General features: G+C 65.5%; 15 protein-coding genes and 1 pseudogene. 9 read left to right on the top strand and 7 right to left on the bottom strand.

Going from position 1 to position 18669, the window contains the following annotated elements; genetic code table 11:
• Positions 1–131: 131 nt before the first annotated feature.
• Positions 132–1121, top strand: coding sequence for a rod shape-determining protein (locus tag NOF53_RS05350; RefSeq protein ID WP_255966165.1), 990 nt, complete (start codon positions 132–134; stop codon positions 1119–1121).
• Here the strand turns inward: NOF53_RS05350 and NOF53_RS05355 are convergent, their stop codons facing one another.
• Together NOF53_RS05355 and NOF53_RS05360 are read right to left on the bottom strand one after the other, a co-directional pair.
• A complete protein-coding gene (locus tag NOF53_RS05355) occupies positions 1122–3956 on the bottom strand; it encodes an FtsW/RodA/SpoVE family cell cycle protein (protein ID WP_255966166.1) in 2835 nt (944 codons plus the stop codon).
• Between the two features lie 22 nt (positions 3957–3978).
• On the bottom strand, positions 3979–5220 hold the full coding sequence (locus NOF53_RS05360; RefSeq protein ID WP_305086469.1) for a hypothetical protein: 1242 nt from the start codon (positions 5218–5220) through the stop codon (positions 3979–3981).
• A gap of 690 nt (positions 5221–5910) precedes the next feature.
• On the opposite strand from NOF53_RS05360, the gene NOF53_RS05365 reads away from it, so the two are divergent.
• Complete coding sequence (locus NOF53_RS05365) at positions 5911–6852, top strand: hypothetical protein (protein ID WP_255966169.1); 942 nt, start codon at positions 5911–5913, stop codon at positions 6850–6852.
• A 187-nt stretch (positions 6853–7039) separates the two neighbouring features.
• On the top strand, positions 7040–7369 hold the full coding sequence (locus tag NOF53_RS05370) for a hypothetical protein (protein WP_255966171.1): 330 nt from the start codon (positions 7040–7042) through the stop codon (positions 7367–7369).
• Between the two features lie 253 nt (positions 7370–7622).
• Here NOF53_RS05370 and NOF53_RS05375 read toward each other — a convergent pair whose 3' ends face one another.
• From NOF53_RS05375 to NOF53_RS05385, 3 genes are all read right to left on the bottom strand, one after another.
• Positions 7623–8018, bottom strand: coding sequence for a hypothetical protein (locus NOF53_RS05375; RefSeq protein ID WP_255966173.1), 396 nt, complete (start codon positions 8016–8018; stop codon positions 7623–7625).
• The gene (locus NOF53_RS05380; protein WP_255966174.1) at positions 8015–8593 is read right to left on the bottom strand and encodes a hypothetical protein; all 579 of its coding nucleotides are present in this window, start codon (positions 8591–8593) and stop codon (positions 8015–8017) included. Before NOF53_RS05380 ends, NOF53_RS05375 begins: the two co-directional genes overlap by 4 nt.
• Before the next feature lie 109 nt (positions 8594–8702).
• Entirely contained in the window at positions 8703–9140 is a 438-nt protein-coding gene (locus tag NOF53_RS05385) for a VOC family protein (RefSeq protein ID WP_255966176.1), read from the bottom strand.
• A gap of 253 nt (positions 9141–9393) precedes the next feature.
• On the opposite strand from NOF53_RS05385, the gene NOF53_RS05390 reads away from it, so the two are divergent.
• Positions 9394–9813 carry a VOC family protein gene (locus NOF53_RS05390; RefSeq protein WP_255966178.1) on the top strand — a complete coding sequence of 140 codons (420 nt, stop codon included), beginning with the start codon at positions 9394–9396 and terminating at the stop codon, positions 9811–9813.
• A gap of 1 nt (position 9814) precedes the next feature.
• Complete coding sequence (locus NOF53_RS05395; protein ID WP_255966180.1) at positions 9815–10417, top strand: VOC family protein; 603 nt, start codon at positions 9815–9817, stop codon at positions 10415–10417.
• A 32-nt stretch (positions 10418–10449) separates the two neighbouring features.
• Here the strand turns inward: NOF53_RS05395 and NOF53_RS05400 are convergent, their stop codons facing one another.
• Positions 10450–10590, bottom strand: a complete 141-nt coding sequence (locus tag NOF53_RS05400) for an ANTAR domain-containing protein (RefSeq protein WP_255966181.1) — start codon at positions 10588–10590, stop codon at positions 10450–10452.
• Positions 10591–10892: 302 nt separating this feature from the next.
• Between NOF53_RS05400 and NOF53_RS05405 the strand changes: the two genes are divergently transcribed.
• On the top strand, positions 10893–11081 hold the full coding sequence (locus NOF53_RS05405; RefSeq protein ID WP_255966183.1) for a hypothetical protein: 189 nt from the start codon (positions 10893–10895) through the stop codon (positions 11079–11081).
• 18 nt (positions 11082–11099) lie between these two features.
• Here the strand turns inward: NOF53_RS05405 and NOF53_RS05410 are convergent.
• Positions 11100–13313, bottom strand: a pseudogene (locus NOF53_RS05410) (thiamine pyrophosphate-dependent enzyme); the annotation flags it as partial.
• A gap of 344 nt (positions 13314–13657) precedes the next feature.
• On the opposite strand from NOF53_RS05410, the gene NOF53_RS05415 reads away from it, so the two are divergent.
• The 3 genes from NOF53_RS05415 (at position 13658) to NOF53_RS05425 (ending at position 18531) form a co-directional block, all read left to right on the top strand.
• Positions 13658–15136 carry a class I adenylate-forming enzyme family protein gene (locus NOF53_RS05415; protein ID WP_255966186.1) on the top strand — a complete coding sequence of 493 codons (1479 nt, stop codon included), beginning with the start codon at positions 13658–13660 and terminating at the stop codon, positions 15134–15136.
• 99 nt (positions 15137–15235) lie between these two features.
• Positions 15236–17101: a DUF3556 domain-containing protein gene (locus tag NOF53_RS05420; protein ID WP_255966188.1), complete on the top strand. Its 1866-nt coding sequence runs from the start codon at positions 15236–15238 to the stop codon at positions 17099–17101.
• Entirely contained in the window at positions 17098–18531 is a 1434-nt protein-coding gene (locus NOF53_RS05425; protein ID WP_255966190.1) for a phytoene desaturase family protein, read from the top strand. Before NOF53_RS05420 ends, NOF53_RS05425 begins: the two co-directional genes overlap by 4 nt.
• The last annotated feature ends 138 nt before the right edge of the window (positions 18532–18669 follow it).

Raw genomic sequence — 18669 nt, forward strand, 5'->3', positions numbered from 1 at the left:
GCGCGCGTCCCGTGCGACGCGTCGAGCGAAGCCCCGGGCATCTTGGACAAGTCACCGCGATATCCACCCGAACACCACTACCCCTGCGTAGCATCTAGATCATCTCGCTCGAATCCCTTTCGGAGGCCGACGTGCGTGGACTGGGTATCGATCTCGGAACTTCCAATACTGTCGTCGGCACACCGGAAGATGGCATCGTCCTGAACGAGCCGTCGTTCATGCTCGTTCGGACCAAGGACCCCAACCGTGCTCTCGCGATCGGCCACGATGCCCGTAACCTCGTCGGCCGCACTCCCATCGGCATCACGCCGGTGCGTCCGATGCGTGACGGGGTGATCGTCGACCTGGAATCTGCCAGGACGTTCGTCAGCGCCGTCATCAAACGGGCCGCCCCGCACAGGCCCTACGGCCTGCGACCGAAGGGCGTCATCGCGGTTCCCGCGGGCGCCACGCCGCTCGAGCGTCGCGCTCTCCTGGAGGTCGGGCACGAGGCCGGCCTACGGAAAGTCGGGTTGATTCCAGAGCCGGTCGCAGGAGCCTTGGGCTGCGGAATCAACCCGCTCGAGCCGCGCGCCCACCTCGTCGTCGATATCGGCGGCGGCACTTCGGAAGTCACCGCGATCTGTTTCGGTGGCATTCTCTCCCATCGCACTTGTCGACTCGCCGGGGATGAGCTCACCAACGCGCTGTACCAGTACTTACGAACCGAGCACAATATTTTCGTCGGCGAACTCACCGCAGAACGAGCGAAGGTGGGCGCGCCCGAGACCGAGGACGGACAGTCTCTCGTCGTGGAAGGCCGGGACGCCATGACCGGCCGCGCACGACTCGTCACGCTCGAGACCGAGGAAATAGTCGATGCCTTGCGCCCGACCACGACGGGGATCGTCAAGACACTCACCGAGTGTCTGGAGGACCTTCCCGCCCAGGCAATCGGTGACGTGATGTCGGAAGGTGTGCTCGCTATCGGCGGCGGATCGATGCTCCGCGGTCTCTCGCAGCTGCTCGAAGAGGCCTTCGGGTTCCCGGTGAAGACGGCCGAGCGCCCGCTCACCTGCGTCGCCGAAGGTGCCACGGCGTGCCTGGAACATCCCGAGGTCGTGGCCGCGTACAGCAATTGATCACCGAATCGGCAGCACGCCGGGCGGCCTCGGGAAATAGTGCTCGAGGATTTTCTTCACCACCGGCCCCGAAGTTGCGGACCCGAAACCACCGCCACGAACCAGCACCGACACCACGATCTGGGGAGAGTCGAAAGGTGCGACCGCAGAGAACCAGGCATTGAGACCTTCCCCGGGTGCCGACGGATCCTCTGCCGTGCCCGTCTTCGCGCCGGCAGGCACCGGCAGGCCCGCGAGCTGTCCGGCCGTCCCAGCCGACGCGGATGCCCGCATTCCCGCCCGCACCGGGTCGAGTCTGTCCGCGAAGGGCAGCCGCCACGGTTCCGCAGTGGGGATGGGGACGACGTCCGGCGACCCGTACCCCGCCGCGAGCTGGGGGGTGACCATCGCGCCGGTGGCGATTCCCGACGTCCAGCGCGCCACCTGTATCGGGGTGGCACTGACAGTGCCCTGACCGATACCCATCAGAAGCGTCGATCCGGGATACCAGGTGGCCCCGATACTTCCGACGTTCGCCGGCGTTCCGAGGAAGCCCTCGGCCTCGCCCGGCAGGTCGATCCCCGAACGTCGGCCGACTCCGAGTTGGTCGGCCACTTCAGCGATCTTCTCGGGGCCGAGGAGTTCGCCCAGTCGGTAGAAGTAGACGTTGTCCGACCATTGAATTGCCTGGAGCAGATTGTGGGGGCCCATCGGCTGCCAGTTCCGGAAGGTGTGCCCACCGTATGTATAGGCCGCACCGGTTTCGATCACCGTCTCCGGCGCCAGCACCGGGTACTGCGTGTTCGCCGCCGCAACCACGATCTTGAAGGTCGAACCGGGTGGCACAGCGGTCTGGGTCACGTTGTTGAGCAACGGACTCGGCCCCGGCGTCTGGGCCTGGGCCGCCAACGCAGCGAGATCGGCAGGGGGGCCGTAGACGTTGTTGTCGAATCCGGGAACGCTGGCCATTGTCAGCACAGCCCCGGTGCGTGCATCCATCACGATCGCGGCGCCCACGTCGCCCCTGCTGGTACGCATCGCCTCGGTGAGCGCATCCGTGGCCAGGTACTGCACGGCAAGGTCGAGATGCAACCGCAGATCGTGCCCACGTACCGGGTCCACGCGCTCGCCGGTGGCGACCGGGCGCCCCGTGGGGTCGACGTACACGCACTGCTTTCCGTCACTGCCGCGGAGCAGCGCATCGTACTGCTTCTCGAGTCCACCCTTGCCGACCCGCGATCCGAGGGCAAGGTGCGGCCAGCGTTCCATGTCCTGCTCGTCGGCGACCCCCACGTGACCGAGGATGGAGGCAAGCACTGCTCCGTGCGGGTAGTGCCGACGACCGGACGGCACCACGAGAACCCCGGGCAGACGGGCGTTCACGATGCGCCGGGCCACATCGGGAGCGACTGTGCCTACGACGACGTCCTGCTCGCCCTCGCCGCGTTCACGTACGACACCCGTCACCTCCTCCGGTGAGATACCCACCAGTGACGCGAGACGACTGCGGGAGCCGGCATCGTTCTCGTCGAACATCCGGGCGACTACCGCAACGGCGTACTCGGCGACGTTCACAGCAAGGGGAACCCCGTTGCGATCGAGGATGAGGCCGCGCTCGGCGGGCAGGCGGATACAGCGCATCATCTGCTCGTCGCTCATCGCGCGTAAGTCCGCGCCCCGATCGTGCTGCAACTGCCAGGTGAACACGGACATTGCGACGAGCAACGCAGTGACGGTCACAGCGCCTGCCGACAGTCCCCTCGGCCGGCGCCGGCGCCGGGGCTCGGGCGCCCAGAGTGGTCGTGCGACACCATCTCTGCGCACCGCGAGCACCAATCCGACGGCAACGAAGCCGACGATCGCCGCGGTCCCTCCGTAGCTGAACAACGGAATCGGCATGCCGTTATGTGGCAGTAGGGACAGGCTCGCACCGATCGACACGAGCGCGTGGATCCCGAAGAGCCCACCGACGCCTGCCGCGACGAGGGCAGCTTCCCGGGTCCGTGCCGTTCGGGCGGCGAGTGCAGCCCGCCACACGATGACCGAACTCGCCACGACTACAGCAATTCCGGCGACCAGACCCCATCCGTACACCAGGCTCGCGAACGCGAGGTCGTGTTCCGATTCGGGAAGGTACTCGGCTCGCACCTCGTAGAGAGGGTCACGTGACAGGCCCCACAACCCGCCACTCCCGATCGCGATGTTCGCCTGCATCTCGGCCCACCCCGCCCCACTCGGGTCGGCATTGCTCGACAGGAACACATGGACGCGTTCGAGCTGGTACGGGCGGAGAAAGAGCACGGCGAGGGGCAACGAGGCGATTCCGAGAGCAAACAGCGGCAGCAGCGGCAACAACGGGACCCGGGCCAGGACGAGCATGAACCCTGCTGTCACAACGAGGACGACGGCAGTCGACAGATCGGGTTGTAGTGCGACGAGCGCCACGGGCACTCCCACAATCGCCAGTGTCGCAACGAACCGGCCGAGTGTGAACCCACTTGCGAGCAGCCCGGCCGACACCAGAACCACGGCCAGCTTTGCCAGTTCGGACGGCTGAACGGTGAATACGCCGAAGTCCAGCCAGCGCTGGGCGCCTTTGGTGGCGACCCCGGCAAGTGGGACGGCAGCCAGCATCACGGTGGTGACCGTGAATGTCGCCCAGCCGAATGCTCGGAGGTCACCCATCCGCAGTCGAGAGACGACGCGCATCAAGCCGAGTCCGGCGGCGGCGAAGAGGGCGTGGCGTACGGCATGCGCCGTCATCCCCGTCGACGTCAGATTCAGCAGCCCGAGCACCACGAGGACGACTGCCGCGGTGACGACCCAGGGATCGGATTCGCGCTTGTCTTCCTGCATGTCTCCCCCAGCTCCCCGGCGCTCAGCAGGATGCGTTCTCGGCAGGCATCAGCACCGGCTCGGAAGCGGCTGTCGCGGGGGAACTGGTGACCGCAGCGACAGCAAGGGCGGTGCCGGGTGGCAGATCCGCACGGCCGATGCCGTACACATGTTGAGCGCCCGGGGGGACAGGCAGCGACACGTCTGTGCCCGTCCGCACCTCGCCCGAGCAGCGGTCGTACACGTTCAGCTTCCAGACCACCGAGCCGACGCTGGCAGCGGAATCGAGATGGACATCGACCCTGAGTTCGCATGCACGTCCGGACGTGCATGCCCCGTTGGCGAGTGTGGCGGTGACCAAGGTGATCGGCCCCGCACTGGCCGGGGCACCGACCTCGACCGGGGCAGGCGCTGCGCCCTGTCCCTGCGGCGGCGGCGCGCCCGGCTCGCCGACCGGTTCCGGTGGCGGCGGCGAGACCGGCCGAATCTGATTCTGCTCCGACGAATTCACCGGATTCAGAACGGCATCCCAGCCCCGACGCAACTCCGACCATACCCGCGGCGCCGTCCACAGCGTTCCGGCGAGCACCACGATCGCGATCAGACCCAGTGCACCCCGGCGCCGCGAGATCCGTCGCCTTCTGCGGTGCCACGGACTCCGGACCGGTGGAAACCAGTCACCGGCTGCGAGAGACGGTCCGGCCGCCCCGGGCGGCGGGCTCTGTGCGGTCGCCTGTTCCCGACCTTCGCGAGAGTCCGGTGGTCGCCACCCCATCGTGGCGGCGACCAGCGCGCCGAGTTGTCGCCGCGCCTTTCGTTCTTCGGCCGGGTCGATGTCGGGTGCGACCGCCTGACGAACTCGTTGCACCAGAGCGTCCAGATCTGTTGCTTCGGCGCTCGATTCGTGTAGCCGGTCAGCTAGTGCCGAACCGCGACAGTTCGTCGCGATACTTTTCAACAGGCCGGACATCGTATCGTTCATCTCACGCCAGGACGCCGCACTCCGGGTGCCGTCGATCGTCAGCTTTCCATTTTCGGACACCGTAACGGCGTCGCCCCGGACGTGGAATGGGTATCGGCCCTTTCTCTGTGCACATTCAACCTGGTAGAGCACATCCGAGACGAGCAGCGCCGCCTGCGTTGGCTTCAATTTCGCAATTTCGAGAAGTCTGCCGAGCGAGACACCGCGGCCGCGTGCTTCCTCACTGTTTGGTTCGGGATGTTCCGATCGGGCCACGACTGGCTCGCTTCTCCTTGCCAGGAGCCCTGTCACCACTTCGATCATCGCGCACCCCGAAACGCTATGCCTCCCGCACGGTTGGAACTCGAGCGGGCGGCGGCGGACCTTGAGCTGGGCTTACTCGCTGTCGAACTCCCGTACACCTGTAAGAGTCAATTTAACTCCCATCCGTGCTCCCGGAACACCGATCCGCGTTCCCGGAACATCCCGTTATTCATCCGAGATGCCACGCGACCGGCACACGGGCCGCCCAGTCGTACAGCCGCCTCGACGTAAGCGCCGAACTACCGCGCGACCCGCGAGAACGGCGCGATACGCCCCCGCTCAGCGACGCATGTGCGCTCGCCCGGAAGCGGTGGATGCTGCACCGAAACCCCGCCACACCCGCATCGAACGAGATAGCTGTCCTTCTGTTGCAAGAGATTTCGGTCCGCGGCGAGACATCTCACGAGCGGACCGACGGAAGCACTAAACAGAACGTGATCCGAAATCTCCTCCCGCGCCGACAGTCTGGACGTGTGACCAGGTGGCGAGCAGTACTTCAGCCGCTACAACCTGACAGCCTCGCGCCGGGCGCACATCACGAGAGCACCCGATTCGGCACCCAGGCCTGGTCGGCGCCGTAACATCAGGCACGTTCGAGCGATATCACGCGGCACAGGTGCATCCGTGGGAACATCTCATCTGGTCGAAACGAGTGGGCGATCAGAAGATGGGGTGTGTCGTATGAGGCTGATGCCACCCGGGCCCGCGGTAGCACTGGCATTGATTGCTGTCGCCTCGTCGCTGCTGCTCGCGGGATCGTCGGTCAGCGGCACGACATCAGCGCTACCGAGCGCGGCGACTGCATCGGAGGACCTGCAGACCCCAGAGGTGAGCGCCTCGAGCGAAGCCTCTTCTACGCAGGAGCATGTAACGGGAAGTGTCGACGCGGAAAAGTACACCAGCGGTGACACGGAGGACGCCCACGGTTTCCTCACACCGTCGGGAAAATGGCTGTGCGCGATAGATCCCGTGAAGGAGATGGCCGGCTGCGCGTCGCACATCGAGGGGGCGCCTCCAAGTATCCCCGGCACCCTACAGATCCCCGCACAGGACAGCGGCCCGTCCGCCGAAACGAACATCATTACCGTCGAAGTGGGGAAAGAACCGAGTTTCCAGACCGCGAACCAGCCCCTCTTCACCGGCAATGCCAACGTGCTCCCCTACGGCTCGACCCTGGCGGTCGACGGCTTCAGTTGCAATGTGCAGTTCTCCGGCGTCTCGTGCAAAGAGGACGCAACAGGTCAGGGCTTTACCATTTCGACCAACGGCTACAAGTTCGAGTTCACCCCGATACCCGGCAGCGCCCTCGGCAACAGCCCCCAGCAGATCACGCCTGCCGAGCCGACCGCTCCTCCGCTGCCTCAACTAGGAAGCGGATCCAATCAGTGCGGACCCGTTATCCACCCGCCGACAGGCAAACCCGCAACGGTGGTCATCGTGAAGGGGACGATCCGCTGCGACGCAGCGCACGCGATGCTCAACAAGTACTTCACCGCAGGCGCTCAGACGGACTCGGTGTACCGCTTCGACGGATGGGAATGCACAACCAAGGGTGACCCACATTCGGCCGAGACCGGTTACAGCATCAGCTGCACGGACGCTGACAGCAACATCGTGGTGGCGCAGCCTTGAGGTCCTGATCGGGCCGGACACGCGAAAAACAGGTATGTCCCCCGGCCATCCGGCCGATGTGACGCGGCCGAGACCGGTGACAGTATGTGACTTGCCACACACGTACCCGGTTCTCGGTCTCGGACGCCACTTGCCATTGCCGAACCAGCCGGTACCCGAGTCGATTGCACGGAAGGTGCCCGCACCCATGAAGGCAGAACCACTGACCTGCGGCGACTACGTCACCGCGACATTCTCTCGAGATTTCGGCGCGGAGGGATTCGACTACGACACCGTCGAGCGCATCCACTCCGGCGAGTTCGACGAATGGATGTCCGCACTGGCCCAATCGGGGCTGTTCACCAACCGCACGATCGCGCACGCCCGACAGCGTTGGCAGGACGATCCACGCTCCCTCCTCGACACCCTCCTCACGAATGCGGACGAGATGACGGTCAAGCGATACGAGATCGTCTGGCAAGCCCTGGATCGGACCGTCCAGTTCGGTACCTCGGGGGTCGCCGCCGAATATGCGTGATCAACTCGATGCGCCCAGCACCGACCACAGCGAAGAGCAGGGACCATGACCGTCAACACCTATCCCACCGCCGAGACCATCCGATCGGGCGCACGAGGTCACGAATGCCGTTACTGCGGCCAAACCGTCAGTGAGGACGGCAACCGCTTCCGGCACATCGCGACAGGTCAATATCGGTGCGAACCGACGAAGCGGGCATCGTACGAGAGTTCCCTTTCCGACAGTTTCATTCGGAGCTGAGCGCGAAGAACCGTCACAGTTCCTCTGACACCGACCGCCCCTTTCGCCAGATGAGCACGAACAGGGTCACGATCGTGACCACCGTCAGGTATGCGGCCCACATGAGGAGAAAGGGTTGCAGCCACCCGTTGTCGGTCGTCTGCCCGCGGTCCCCGACGCAGTACAGCGTGAAATTGGTGGACCTTCCGTCCCCGGTGGCATAGGTGTCCGAGACGACGATTCCTTCATACTCGGGCTGTTCGCAGAGCAGAGGCGCAAGATAGACGACCTGTCCAGGCCAGATCACCGAAGAGATCAACGTGAGGAATACGACGCTGATCGTGATGCAGATTCCCCAGATCAAGGCTCGCGTTACAGCAGAGTGTGTGCGGGGTTGTGAATCCACACCCAATTCGACCGGCTCGGTCACAGTGGATGCACCCCCACCACTGCTCCGTCGGCATCGAACACGACCAGCGACCGCGACCGCGACGACTCCACCATCGCTGTCGGCCAGAATCCCCCAGCTCGATACACCGAAACACCGACGACCTGACCGTCGTCGAGACCGCTGTGGAACAAGGCGTCATCTACCAGATGCTCGACACGGCCCAATGCGGGAACATCGTCGACACTGAACGCGCGCGCGTCGAGATCTTCCAGCGCAGAGACCACGACTGGACTCGATTCACTCAGATGTTCGCCGTCGAAGGTGTACTGGTCGAGTTCAGCAGGGTTCGCCGGGTTCCGGACCGTGACAGCCAGATTCTCGACCGGCGCGATATCCACACTCGTCACCTGCACTTCGTCGACGCCGTAACGAGCCGCCAGCGCCGTCAGTCCGTCATCGACGAGGGATGTGGTCATACCCCCGCCCCGAGTTCGCATTGCCGCGTCGAAGTCGGCCCGGTCGACAGCTCCGATACACGCCGTGGCACCGAAGGCGACAGCGAGCGCCATCGACGACCTCACTGACGTACGCAGCAGCGACGGCGCCGACATCATTGCGTGAGACTATCCAGGTCACCGACTCGCCGCTACCGCGGGTTGCGAGTCCGGACCCGCGAACCGTCACCGCCAACCAATTCCATCTCGGAGTCCCCTACCGAGCGGGCTAGTCGAGGCAAAATTCGTTCCCCTCGGGGTCGGTCAGCACAATGTGACCACCCTGCAGCGGCGGCGCAGGCTCGTACCGCTCAATCCGCCTCGCGCCGAGGGCGACCAGTCGCGTACACGACTCTTCGAGCGCCGCCATCCGCTCGTCACCCGTCAATCCCGGAGCGGCGCGAACGTCCAGATGGACCCGGTTTTTCGCGGTCTTGCCCTCCGGAACGCGCTGGAAGAAGATCCGCGGGCCGGATCCGTCGGGGTCGATCAGTGCCGACGCGTCATTGCGGCGCTCGGGCGGGATTCCCATCGCTGCAAGTGCAGCGTCCCAGGTGTCGAACCCCGGCGGCGGTTCCTGGATCCGATAGCCGAGGGCGTCTGCCCAGAAGCTTGCCAGTGCCGCTGGGTCGTCACAATCGAAGGTCACCTGGATTTCGCGAGCCATCAGTGTCGTCCTTCCGGTGTGCAGGTACCGCCACGGGCCGATCGTCAGCGACGGCAGGTCTCTCGGAACTCACCCTGCCATGCCCACAGGACAGATTCAGTCCGCTATTCGTGGCGAGCGTCCATCTGCGGTTGCCGACCCTCGACGATCCGGCCGCGCCGACCGTGTGGATGGATCGCGTGGTGAAAACCGGTGAGCAGACCGGTCAGGAATCGAGAAGCGTCTACCCACGGGCCGCATTAACGTCACTCCCATGAACATCACCATTCACTCGGCCTTCCTTCCACACACCGACCACGAGGCATCGTTGGCCTTCTACCGCGACATCCTCGGCTTCGAAGTCCGCAAAGACGTCGGCTACAACGGAATGCACTGGATCACCGTCGGCCACCCGGACCAGCCCGGCACCTCCCTCGTCCTGCACCCGCCGGCCGCCGACCCCGGCATCACCGACGACGAACGCCGGACCATCACCGAAATGATGGCCAAGGGAACCTACGCCATCCTGACGCTGGCCACCCCCGACCTCGACGCGACCTTCGCCCAGCTCGCGGCCAGCGACGCCGAAATCGTCCAGGAACCGATCGACCAGCCCTACGGCATCCGAGATTGCGCCGTCCGCGACCCCGCAGGAAATCTCATCCGTATCAACGAGATCAACGAGGAGCGCTGACTTGACCACCATTGAATCCCTCACCCTCGAAACTCCCGACCCCACGACCGCAAAGGCCTTCCACACCGCACTCGGCGTCGATGAACACATCAGTGCGCGCGACACACAGCAACAGGCCAGCGGCTTCCGCGGCTACACCCTCTCGCTCGTCGTGTCCCAGCCCAATATCGTCGACGCCTACATCGAGGCCGCACTCGACAACGGCGGCACCACAATCACACCGGCCAAGAAAAGCCTGTGGGGGTACGGCGGCGTCGTGCAGGGCCCCGACGGAGCCATCTGGAAAGTCGCGACCTCGTCGAAGAAGAACACCGGACCGGCCACCCTGCACGCCGAGGATCTCGTGCTGCTGCTCGGCGTCGACGACGTCAAAGCCAGCAAGCAGTTCTACCTCGACCACGGGCTCGAAGTGACGAGAAGCTTCGGACGCAAGTACGCCGAGTTCGCCACCGGCCCGAACGTCAAGCTCGCGCTCTACGGGCGTCGCGCCCTCGCGAAGGATGCCGGCCTCTCCCCCGAGGGCACCGCTGCCCACCAGATCATCATCGGCAGCGACGCCGGATTCTTCACCGACCCCGACGGCTTCAGATGGGAAACCGTCTGAGTCTGAGAAGCAGAGGATGGGCCGATTCCGCGCTAGGGCGATCGGCTGTCTTTGAAAGGGTGGCCGTTATCGACGCGCTTCGCCGCGACCTCGTACAGCGGCTCATGGGAAGTTTCCGACTGCTTGATCAGCAGCTCGAACGCCCGGTCTGCATCGATCGACAGCCGTTCCATCAGAACGCCTTTGGCCTGGCCGATGATGTCCCGAGACGAGGGCGGTGTGCAACTGTTCCTGTACCGCTTCCTGCTGCCAAATCGACTGCACACACGGCCCGTCCCTTACCCGGTGCTGGAGCTCATCGACTTCCCTGGGCAGCTCCGACCCCATCGTGGCACAACGTCACCGCGCTGCGTTCGGTGTCTGCGCGCCGAGGCCGATGCGGTGCCCCTCGACCATGGGCAGCGCTGGACCGACGAGTTTCCGCCGCACCGAGGGTCTCACCTTGCAGATGACGTTGCCGACCGGAGGAGGATCCGTGGGAGATGTCTGGTCGATGGTGCCCGCGGAGCGTCTCGCGCTGATCGACGACCTCGGGGACGTCGACAGCTGGCTCGTCGAGGAGGTGCGAGACACCACCCTTTCACTACTCCTTGCCGTCTCCGGTCGTCGTGTGGTGCTGGACCTCGACGGACCGGGAATCGAGATCCTGGCGTCGGCGATCTGACGACCCGACATTGACCTGCACCAACTTGATCGCTGCGACCTCGATGGTGTCCTCGGACAGCAGGACCTCGCATGCGGCGTCGCCGAGGGGGATGAAGCTGTCTTCGCTCGCAACCCGGGCGAGAGCGCCGGTGAAACCTTCGTCGACCAGTGCTGCAATGACGCCCTCCCCCACACCGCCCGAGGACCGGGTTTCGTCGACGACGAGGACTCGGCCGGTGGCGTTCGCCTCGCGGACGATGTCCTGCACCGGCAGCGGCGCGAGCCACCGCATGTCCACCACCCGGGTCGAGATGTGGGCTCGTTCGAGGCGGCGCGCGACTCGGAGGCTCATGTACAGACCGTTGGCGTAGGTGACGATGGTCAGGTCTGCCCCATCACCGTAGGTGCGCGCCCGCCCGATATGTACGTGGTTCTCAGCCGGCTTCGCGGGATCCGGGTAGGTGGCGAGCCACTGCTCGTCGCCGTCGTCGTGCAGATCCCGGGTGTGGTACAGCGCAATGGGTTCCAGATACACGCACACTGCACCTGCAGTGCGGGCGGCCGCGGCACAGGAGCGCATCATGGCTGCCGCGTCGTCGGGGCGGGCAGGGGACGCGATGACAATGCCGGGGATGTCGCGCAGCGCTGCCACGGCATTGTCATTGTGGAAGTGCCCCCCGAATCCCTTCTGGTAACCGTATCCGGCGATCCGCACCACCATGGGGTTGCGGTACTGACGGTCGGAGAAGAATTGCAGGGTCGCGCCTTCACCGCGGATCTGATCGGCCGCGTTGTGCAGGTAAGCGAGATACTGAATCTCCGGAATCGGCAGCAACCCGGACACTCCTGCGCCGAGCGCGAGCCCCAGGATCGCCTGTTCGTCGAGGAGGGTGTCGAAGACGCGGGCCGTGCCGACCTTCTTCATCAGGCCGCGGGTCACCCCGTAGACGCCGCCCTTACGGGCGACGTCCTCGCCGAAGACCAGCGACTCCGGGTACTCGATGAGCACGTCGAGCAGGGCGCGGTTGAGAGAGAGTGCAAGGGTAAGGGGGCCCTCTTCTTCGGGCAGCGGGCTGCCGACGATGTGGGCACGACGAGCGGGGTCGGTCCGTCGCGGTTCGGCGGCGATCGCGTCGCCCAGGACCTCGGTCAGTGGTCGCATTACCGCGGCGGGACTGTCGAGTTGAGGCAGTTCGCTGACGTGCTGTGCGAGTTCGACAACCTCGGCGCGCTTGTTCTCATAGAGCGCGAGGACCTCAGTGGGGCTCAGGTGTCCGCATTCGACCAGCAATTTCGCCGTGCACAGCACCGGATCCCGGTCGAAGTCGGCGGTGATCTCGCCGACGGTGCGGTAGGCCGCTTCGTAGTCGGATCCGGCGTGACCCATCAGCCTTACCATGCGCAGATGCAAGAACGCGGGGCGTCGGTTCTTGCGGACCCAGTCGGCGGCACGCTGTGCGATGGCGTAGGCCATCGGGAGGTCGGATCCATCGACGGTGAAATACTCGAGACCGTCACGGTTTCCGAAGTTGGCACCGATCCAGCCTTTCGGGGTCTTGGTGCTGATCCCGATGCCGTTGTCCTCGCAGACGAAAAGCAGCGGAAGCGGAAGGCCTTGGAAGACCGAGTGGATGGCGGTATTGATGGCGCCGATCGCGGTCGAGTGGTTCGCCGAGGCGTCTCCGAAACTGCACACCGCGATCGCATCTTCGGGCCATGCCGAGCGGACATGAATCTTGGCGGCGCGGGCGATGGAGAATGCAACTCCGACTGCACGCGGAAGATGAGATGCGATCGTCGAGGTCTGTGGGATGACGTTGAGGTCGTGGCGGCCGAACACTTTGTGGCGGCCGCCTGAGATCGGTTCGTCGGTGGCGGCCACGATACCGAGGAGCACATCGCGCAGCGGGTCGCGGCCCCGGACCTGGCGGGCGCGTTCGAGGAAGAACGCGCCGGATCGGTAGTGCAGCAGTGCCGGATCGGTGGGACGCAGGGCGCGGGCGACGACGGCGTTTCCTTCGTGCCCCGATGATCCGATCGTGTAGAAACCCTTGCCTTCCGCGCGCAGCCAGCGGGCCGCCAGGTCGAGGTGTCGACTGCCCAATTGCGAGTCGAACAAGTCCAGCATTTCCTGCACGGACAGGCTCGATCCTGCCTCGACGCGTTCGTCGTGATCACTTACCCCCGGTCGTGTCGTGCCGACCATGTCGGCGACGGTGGTGGTGAAGTAGTCATCGATCTGTTCGGCCATGAATCCGGCTCCTGATAGGCAGGTGAGCGTCGTCTGCAGGACGGTGTAACCGGCGAAGGTCGGCGCAACGCGGAGATCTCGCAGTACTAGTCCATCACCAGGGTATGCATCCCGCCGGTGCCTTCATGCCTGATTATCGATGACAGTGCTCATGGCTTCGGACCTGGCGAACTGCTCCCGGCAACGTGCACGGGGCTGCTCGCTCCAACTGCTCGACCAACTCGGACGGGCATTGTCCTCCGCGGACAAAAGCTGGGACGAACTCGAGCCCCGCGGAATATTTCGATGCACACCCCTCGCGCATAGTGTCATGAATCACACGGCAATCGAAGGGGATCGAAACAGTGTCCGACATCGGCTATTTCACCTGGGACCTCGCGACCACACACGGTGACGCACCGTGCCTGCGAGACGACCACATCGACCTCACGTACCGGCAGTTCGCCGATCGTGTGGACGCGTTCGCGGCGCAACTGAGCGAACACGGGGTCGGCGAGGGTGACGTCGTCGCGGTGATGCTGCCGAACCGGGCGGAGTTGCTCGTCGTCCTGATGGCGGCGTGGCGGCTGGGTGCGGCCGCGACACCGGTCAATCCCACCTTCACCGACGTCGAAGCGGAGTATCAGATCGCCGACGCCGACGCCGCCCTCGTCGTGAACGAGGGACCGGATGCGCCAACCGCCGGGCGTCCGTCGATCGCGGTCGACGAGATGCTCGCCTCCCGGCCTTCCGGGAAGATCCCGGGCTTCCGCCCGACGGGGAGCGACGTCGCACTACTGATCTACACGTCGGGATCGACGGGGCGACCCAAAGGCGTCATGCTCACCCACCACAACTTGCAGTTCATGAGTTCATCACTGGCCGAGCATCTTTCGCTGACCACTGATGACCACTGCCTGCTCATCCTGCCGCTGTTCCACGTCAACGCGATCTGCGTCAGCTTCCTCGCGCCGATGCTGGCCGGAGGGCAACTGAGTGTCACCGGACGGTTTTCCCCGGCCCGGTTCTTCGAGGACGTCGCCCGGTTGCGGCCGACTTATTTCTCCGCGGTCCCGACGATCTACGCACTGCTCGCCTCGCAACCCGATGAGATTGTCACCGACACGTCGTCGTTGCGGTTCGCGGTCTGCGGAGCCGCGCCGATCTCCAAGGAATTGCTCGACCGCGCGGAGCAGCGCTTCGGCCTGGTGATTGTCGAAGGGTATGGGCTCACCGAGGGCACGTGTGCTTCGGCGTGCAACCCGCCCGGCGGCGTCCGCAAACTGGGCACCGTCGGACCCGCGCTGCCCGGACAGACCCTCGAGATCATGGACGAGTCCGGTGCCCTGCTCCCACCGGGAGTCGTCGGCGAGGTCGTCATCCGCGGCGCGAACGTGATGCACGGCTATCTGGGGCGTCCCGAGGAGACAGACCGCACCATTGTCGACGGCTGGCTCCACACGGGCGACGTCGGCCGACTCGACGAGGACGGCTACCTCACCCTCGTCGACCGGATCAAGGACATGATCATCCGGGGCGGCGAGAACATCTACCCCAAGGAGATCGAGAACGCACTCGCCACCCACGACGGTGTCCTCGAGGCCGCCGTGGTCGGCGCACCACACGAGGTGTATGGCGAGGTGCCCGTCGCGTACGTCGTCGCCTATCCCGACAGCCCCGTTACCGACGATCAGCTCACCGACCACCTCCGTGAACGGCTCACGAAAGTCAAACTGCCCGTGGCCATACACGTCGTCGACGCCTTGCCCCGCAACCCCGTCGGCAAGATCGACAAGCCCGGACTACGCAGCCGCCACCGGTTGCCCACCACCAGTCGCGGGTGAGCAACCCGCTCTCACCGCCACCACAACAACCTGTCGCAACTCGGGACACCCCCGAGGCGATGACCCGTATCCTCCACCCGCCCTATCCAGGAGCCTCCAATGGGATTCAAAACCGGGAACTTTCCCGAAGTAGACCCCGCAACATTCCTCGACCGTCCCTTCTTCGACCGCATGCGCGCCATGTCGACCCACTGGGTCGACTACGGCTTCGGCACCCCGAAGATGGTGCACACCATCTACATTCTGAAACTGCTCGTCCTCTACATCGGCGCGGGACTGTCGATTGCGACGTTCACGTCCGGATACAACGTGCTCGACGTCGGCGCGTGGTGGAACGCACCGATCGTGTACCAGAAGCTCATCCTGTGGACGCTGCTGGTCGAGACGCTCGGCCTGGGCGGTTCCTGGGGTCCGCTCGCGGGGCACTTCAAGCCGATGATGGGTGGCGCCCTGTTCTGGCTCCGGCCGGGCACCATCCGGCTGCCACCGTGGCCGGGGAAGGTTCCGCTGACCTCGGGTGACACTCGCACCGTCTTCGACGTCCTCGTCTACGCCGCGATCCTCGTCAACACCTCCGTGGCGCTGGTGCTCGCCGGTGTGCACACCCCGTCCATCGACGCCGCACTGCCCGGCAACCACGGCCTCGTGAACCCCACGCTTCTGTTGCCGCTGATCGCGCTGCTCGTCGTGATCGGGCTGCGGGACAAGGTCATCTTCATCGCCGCCCGCGGCGAGCAGTACTTCCCGGCCGTCGTCTTCTTCGGTGTCCTTCCGTTCGTGGACATGATCGTTGCGCTCAAGCTGCTCATCGTGTCGGTGTGGGTCGGCGCCGGCGTCTCCAAGCTCGGCCACCACTTCTCGATGGTCGTGCCGCCGATGCTGTCCAACACCCCGTGGATGCCGTCGAAGACGATCAAGCGCGCCCACTACCGCAGCTTCCCGAACGACCTGCGGCCCTCGATCGTCGCCGGTGGCGTCGCCCACGTCCTGGGCACCGTCGTCGAGGTGGTCACTCCACTGGTGTTGCTGTTCACCACAAATGGAACCGTCACCCTGCTCGCTGTTGCGCTGATGGTCGCGTTCCACCTGTTCATCCTGTCCACGTTCCCCCTCGCCGTACCGCTCGAGTGGAACCTGCTGTTCGCCTACGCGGCAGTCTTCCTGTTCCTCGGATTCCCCAACGCCGGAGGTTACGGGCTGGGGGACTTCTCCTCACCGCTGCTGCTCGCCGCGATCATCGCCGCCCTGGTGTTCTTCCCCATCCTCGGCAACCTGCGCCCCGACCTCGTCTCGTTCCTACCCTCGATGCGTCAGTACGCCGGCAACTGGGCCTCGGCCACCTGGGCGTTTGCCCCGGGTGCGGAGGACAAACTCGACCAGTTCGTCAAGCGCCCCAGCCAGAACACCCGCACCCAGTTGCTGGCGACCTACCCGCCCGAGGTGGCCGACGTCGTCATGCACCAGCTGCTCGGCTGGCGGTCGATGCACAGCCAGGGCCGCGCCCTGTTGTCGCTGATGAGTCGGCATCTCGGCGACGACATCAACACCTACTCGCTGCGCGAGGCCGAGTTCAGCTGCAACTCGTTGGTGGCCTTCAACTTCGGTGACGGCCACCTACACAACGAACACCTGATCGCCGCGCTGCAGCGGCGCTGCAACTTCGCCCCCGGCGAGTTCATCGTGGCCTGGATCGAGTCGCAGCCCATTCACAAAGGCACTCAGGAGTACAAGGTGATCGACGCCGCCCTCGGCGTCATCGAACGCGGCACCTACAAGGTGTCCGACGCCATCGCCGAGCAGCCGTGGCTGCCGAACGGCCCCATCCCGTTCGACGTGCAGTGGACGTTGGACATCGACACCGACCGGGCAATCACCGACCCCGGAACAGTGTCGGAACCGAGAATGCGCAGCAAGCACGCTCATTCGTCTCTTCAGGGTGACGAAGGCACAGGAGTGAGGACGTGAGCACAGCGGTCGTGGTCGGTAGCGGGCCCAACGGGCTCGCTGCCGCGGTCCACCTCGCCCGGCACGGCGTCGAGGTTCAGGTCCTCGAGGCGGCCGACACCATCGGCGGCGGCACCCGCTCCAGCGAACTCACTCTTCCGGGACTCCTGCACGACGAGTGTTCCGCGTTCCACCCCATGGGAGCCGGGTCGCCGTACCTCCAGACCCTCGACCTCGAGCGGTACGGCTTGACGTGGAAGTGGCCGGAGATCGACTGCGCCCATCCCCTCGACACCGGGGAAGCCGGGCTCCTGCATCGCTCCGTGCGCGCGACCGCCGCCGGCCTCGGCGCGGACGGGCCTCGCTGGCAGCGCATGTTCGGCGGACTCGCCGACGGCTTCGACGACCTCGCCGCCGACCTCATGCGTCCGATCGCGAACGTGCCCCGTCATCCGCTGAAACTCGCCAGCTTCGGACCCCGGGCGTTGCTGCCGGCGACCACGACCGCCCGGTGGTGGCGCACCGAGAAGGGCCGAGCACTGTTCGGTGGTGTGGCCGCGCACGCGTACTACCGGCTCGACCGTCCGGCCACCTCCGCGGTCGGATTGATGATCGTCGCCGCAGGCCACCGGTACGGGTGGCCGGTGGCAGAGGGCGGATCGCAATCGATCACGGGCGCGCTGGCGGCCATGCTCACCGACTGGGGCGGGAAGATCTCGACCGGTGTCCGGGTGGACAATATCGCCGACATTCCCCCGGCAGACGTCGTCCTGCTCGATCTTTCACCGTCGGCCGCACTGCACATCCTCGACGAGCGTGTGCCCCAGAGAGTCGCACGGGCGTATCGCCGGTTCCGACACGGACCGGCGGCGTTCAAGGTGGACTTCGCCGTCGAGGGTGGGGTGCCCTGGCGCAACCCGGACTGCGGTCGCGCCGGAACCGTCCACCTGGGTGGCAATTTCGCCGAGATTGCCGCCGCCGAACGCGACGTCGCGACGGGGACGATGCCGCCGCGGCCGTTCGTCCTCGTCGGACAGCAGTATCTCGCCGACCCCGGGCGATCGAAAGGAACCCTGCATCCGCTGTACGCGTACGCCCACGTCCCGCACGGGTACACGGGCGACGCGACCGAGGCGATCACCGCGCAGATCGAGCGGTTCGCGCCCGGGTTCCGCGACCGGGTCGTCGCCACGGTCAGCAGCGGGCCCGTGAAGCTCGCCGAGTCCAACGCCAACTACGTCGGCGGCGACATCATCGGCGGCGCCAACAGCGAAACCCAGGTGGTACTCCGGCCGCGCATCGCCCTCGACCCGTACAGCACCGGCGTACCGGGAACCTATCTGTGCTCGGCCTCCACGCCGCCGGGCGCCGGCGCTCACGGGATGAGCGGATACAACGCCGCCCGATCCGCACTGCGCTACCTGCGCAGACACGGTGACGATGTGCTGTAGCAATTTCGATGTATGCACGCAGTTGCAGCCATTACCTAGTGTGATCAGTCCTCACCGATCGGAATGGACTTGCAGTACCGGCGCGGAGGCCGACGCGCCCTCCGGACGAGTGCGAGTGACACAGACGACTCCGTACTC

The organism is Rhodococcus tibetensis, from assembly GCF_024438035.1.
GTDB lineage: Bacteria > Actinomycetota > Actinomycetes > Mycobacteriales > Mycobacteriaceae > Rhodococcus_F > Rhodococcus_F tibetensis.

Excerpts from the sequence above, each read along its gene's own strand:
- NOF53_RS05355 (WP_255966166.1), bottom strand. The coding sequence starts at position 3,956 with ATGCAGGAAGACAAGCGCGAATCCGATCCCTGGGTCGTCACCGCGGCA.
- NOF53_RS05360 (WP_305086469.1), bottom strand. The coding sequence starts at position 5,220 with ATGATCGAAGTGGTGACAGGGCTCCTGGCAAGGAGAAGCGAGCCAGTC.
- NOF53_RS05365 (WP_255966169.1), top strand. The coding sequence starts at position 5,911 with ATGCCACCCGGGCCCGCGGTAGCACTGGCATTGATTGCTGTCGCCTCG.
- NOF53_RS05370 (WP_255966171.1), top strand. The coding sequence starts at position 7,040 with ATGAAGGCAGAACCACTGACCTGCGGCGACTACGTCACCGCGACATTC.
- NOF53_RS05380 (WP_255966174.1), bottom strand. The coding sequence starts at position 8,593 with ATGATGTCGGCGCCGTCGCTGCTGCGTACGTCAGTGAGGTCGTCGATG.
- NOF53_RS05385 (WP_255966176.1), bottom strand. The coding sequence starts at position 9,140 with ATGGCTCGCGAAATCCAGGTGACCTTCGATTGTGACGACCCAGCGGCA.
- NOF53_RS05390 (WP_255966178.1), top strand. The coding sequence starts at position 9,394 with ATGAACATCACCATTCACTCGGCCTTCCTTCCACACACCGACCACGAG.
- NOF53_RS05400 (WP_255966181.1), bottom strand. The coding sequence starts at position 10,590 with ATGGAACGGCTGTCGATCGATGCAGACCGGGCGTTCGAGCTGCTGATC.
- NOF53_RS05420 (WP_255966188.1), top strand. The coding sequence starts at position 15,236 with ATGGGATTCAAAACCGGGAACTTTCCCGAAGTAGACCCCGCAACATTC.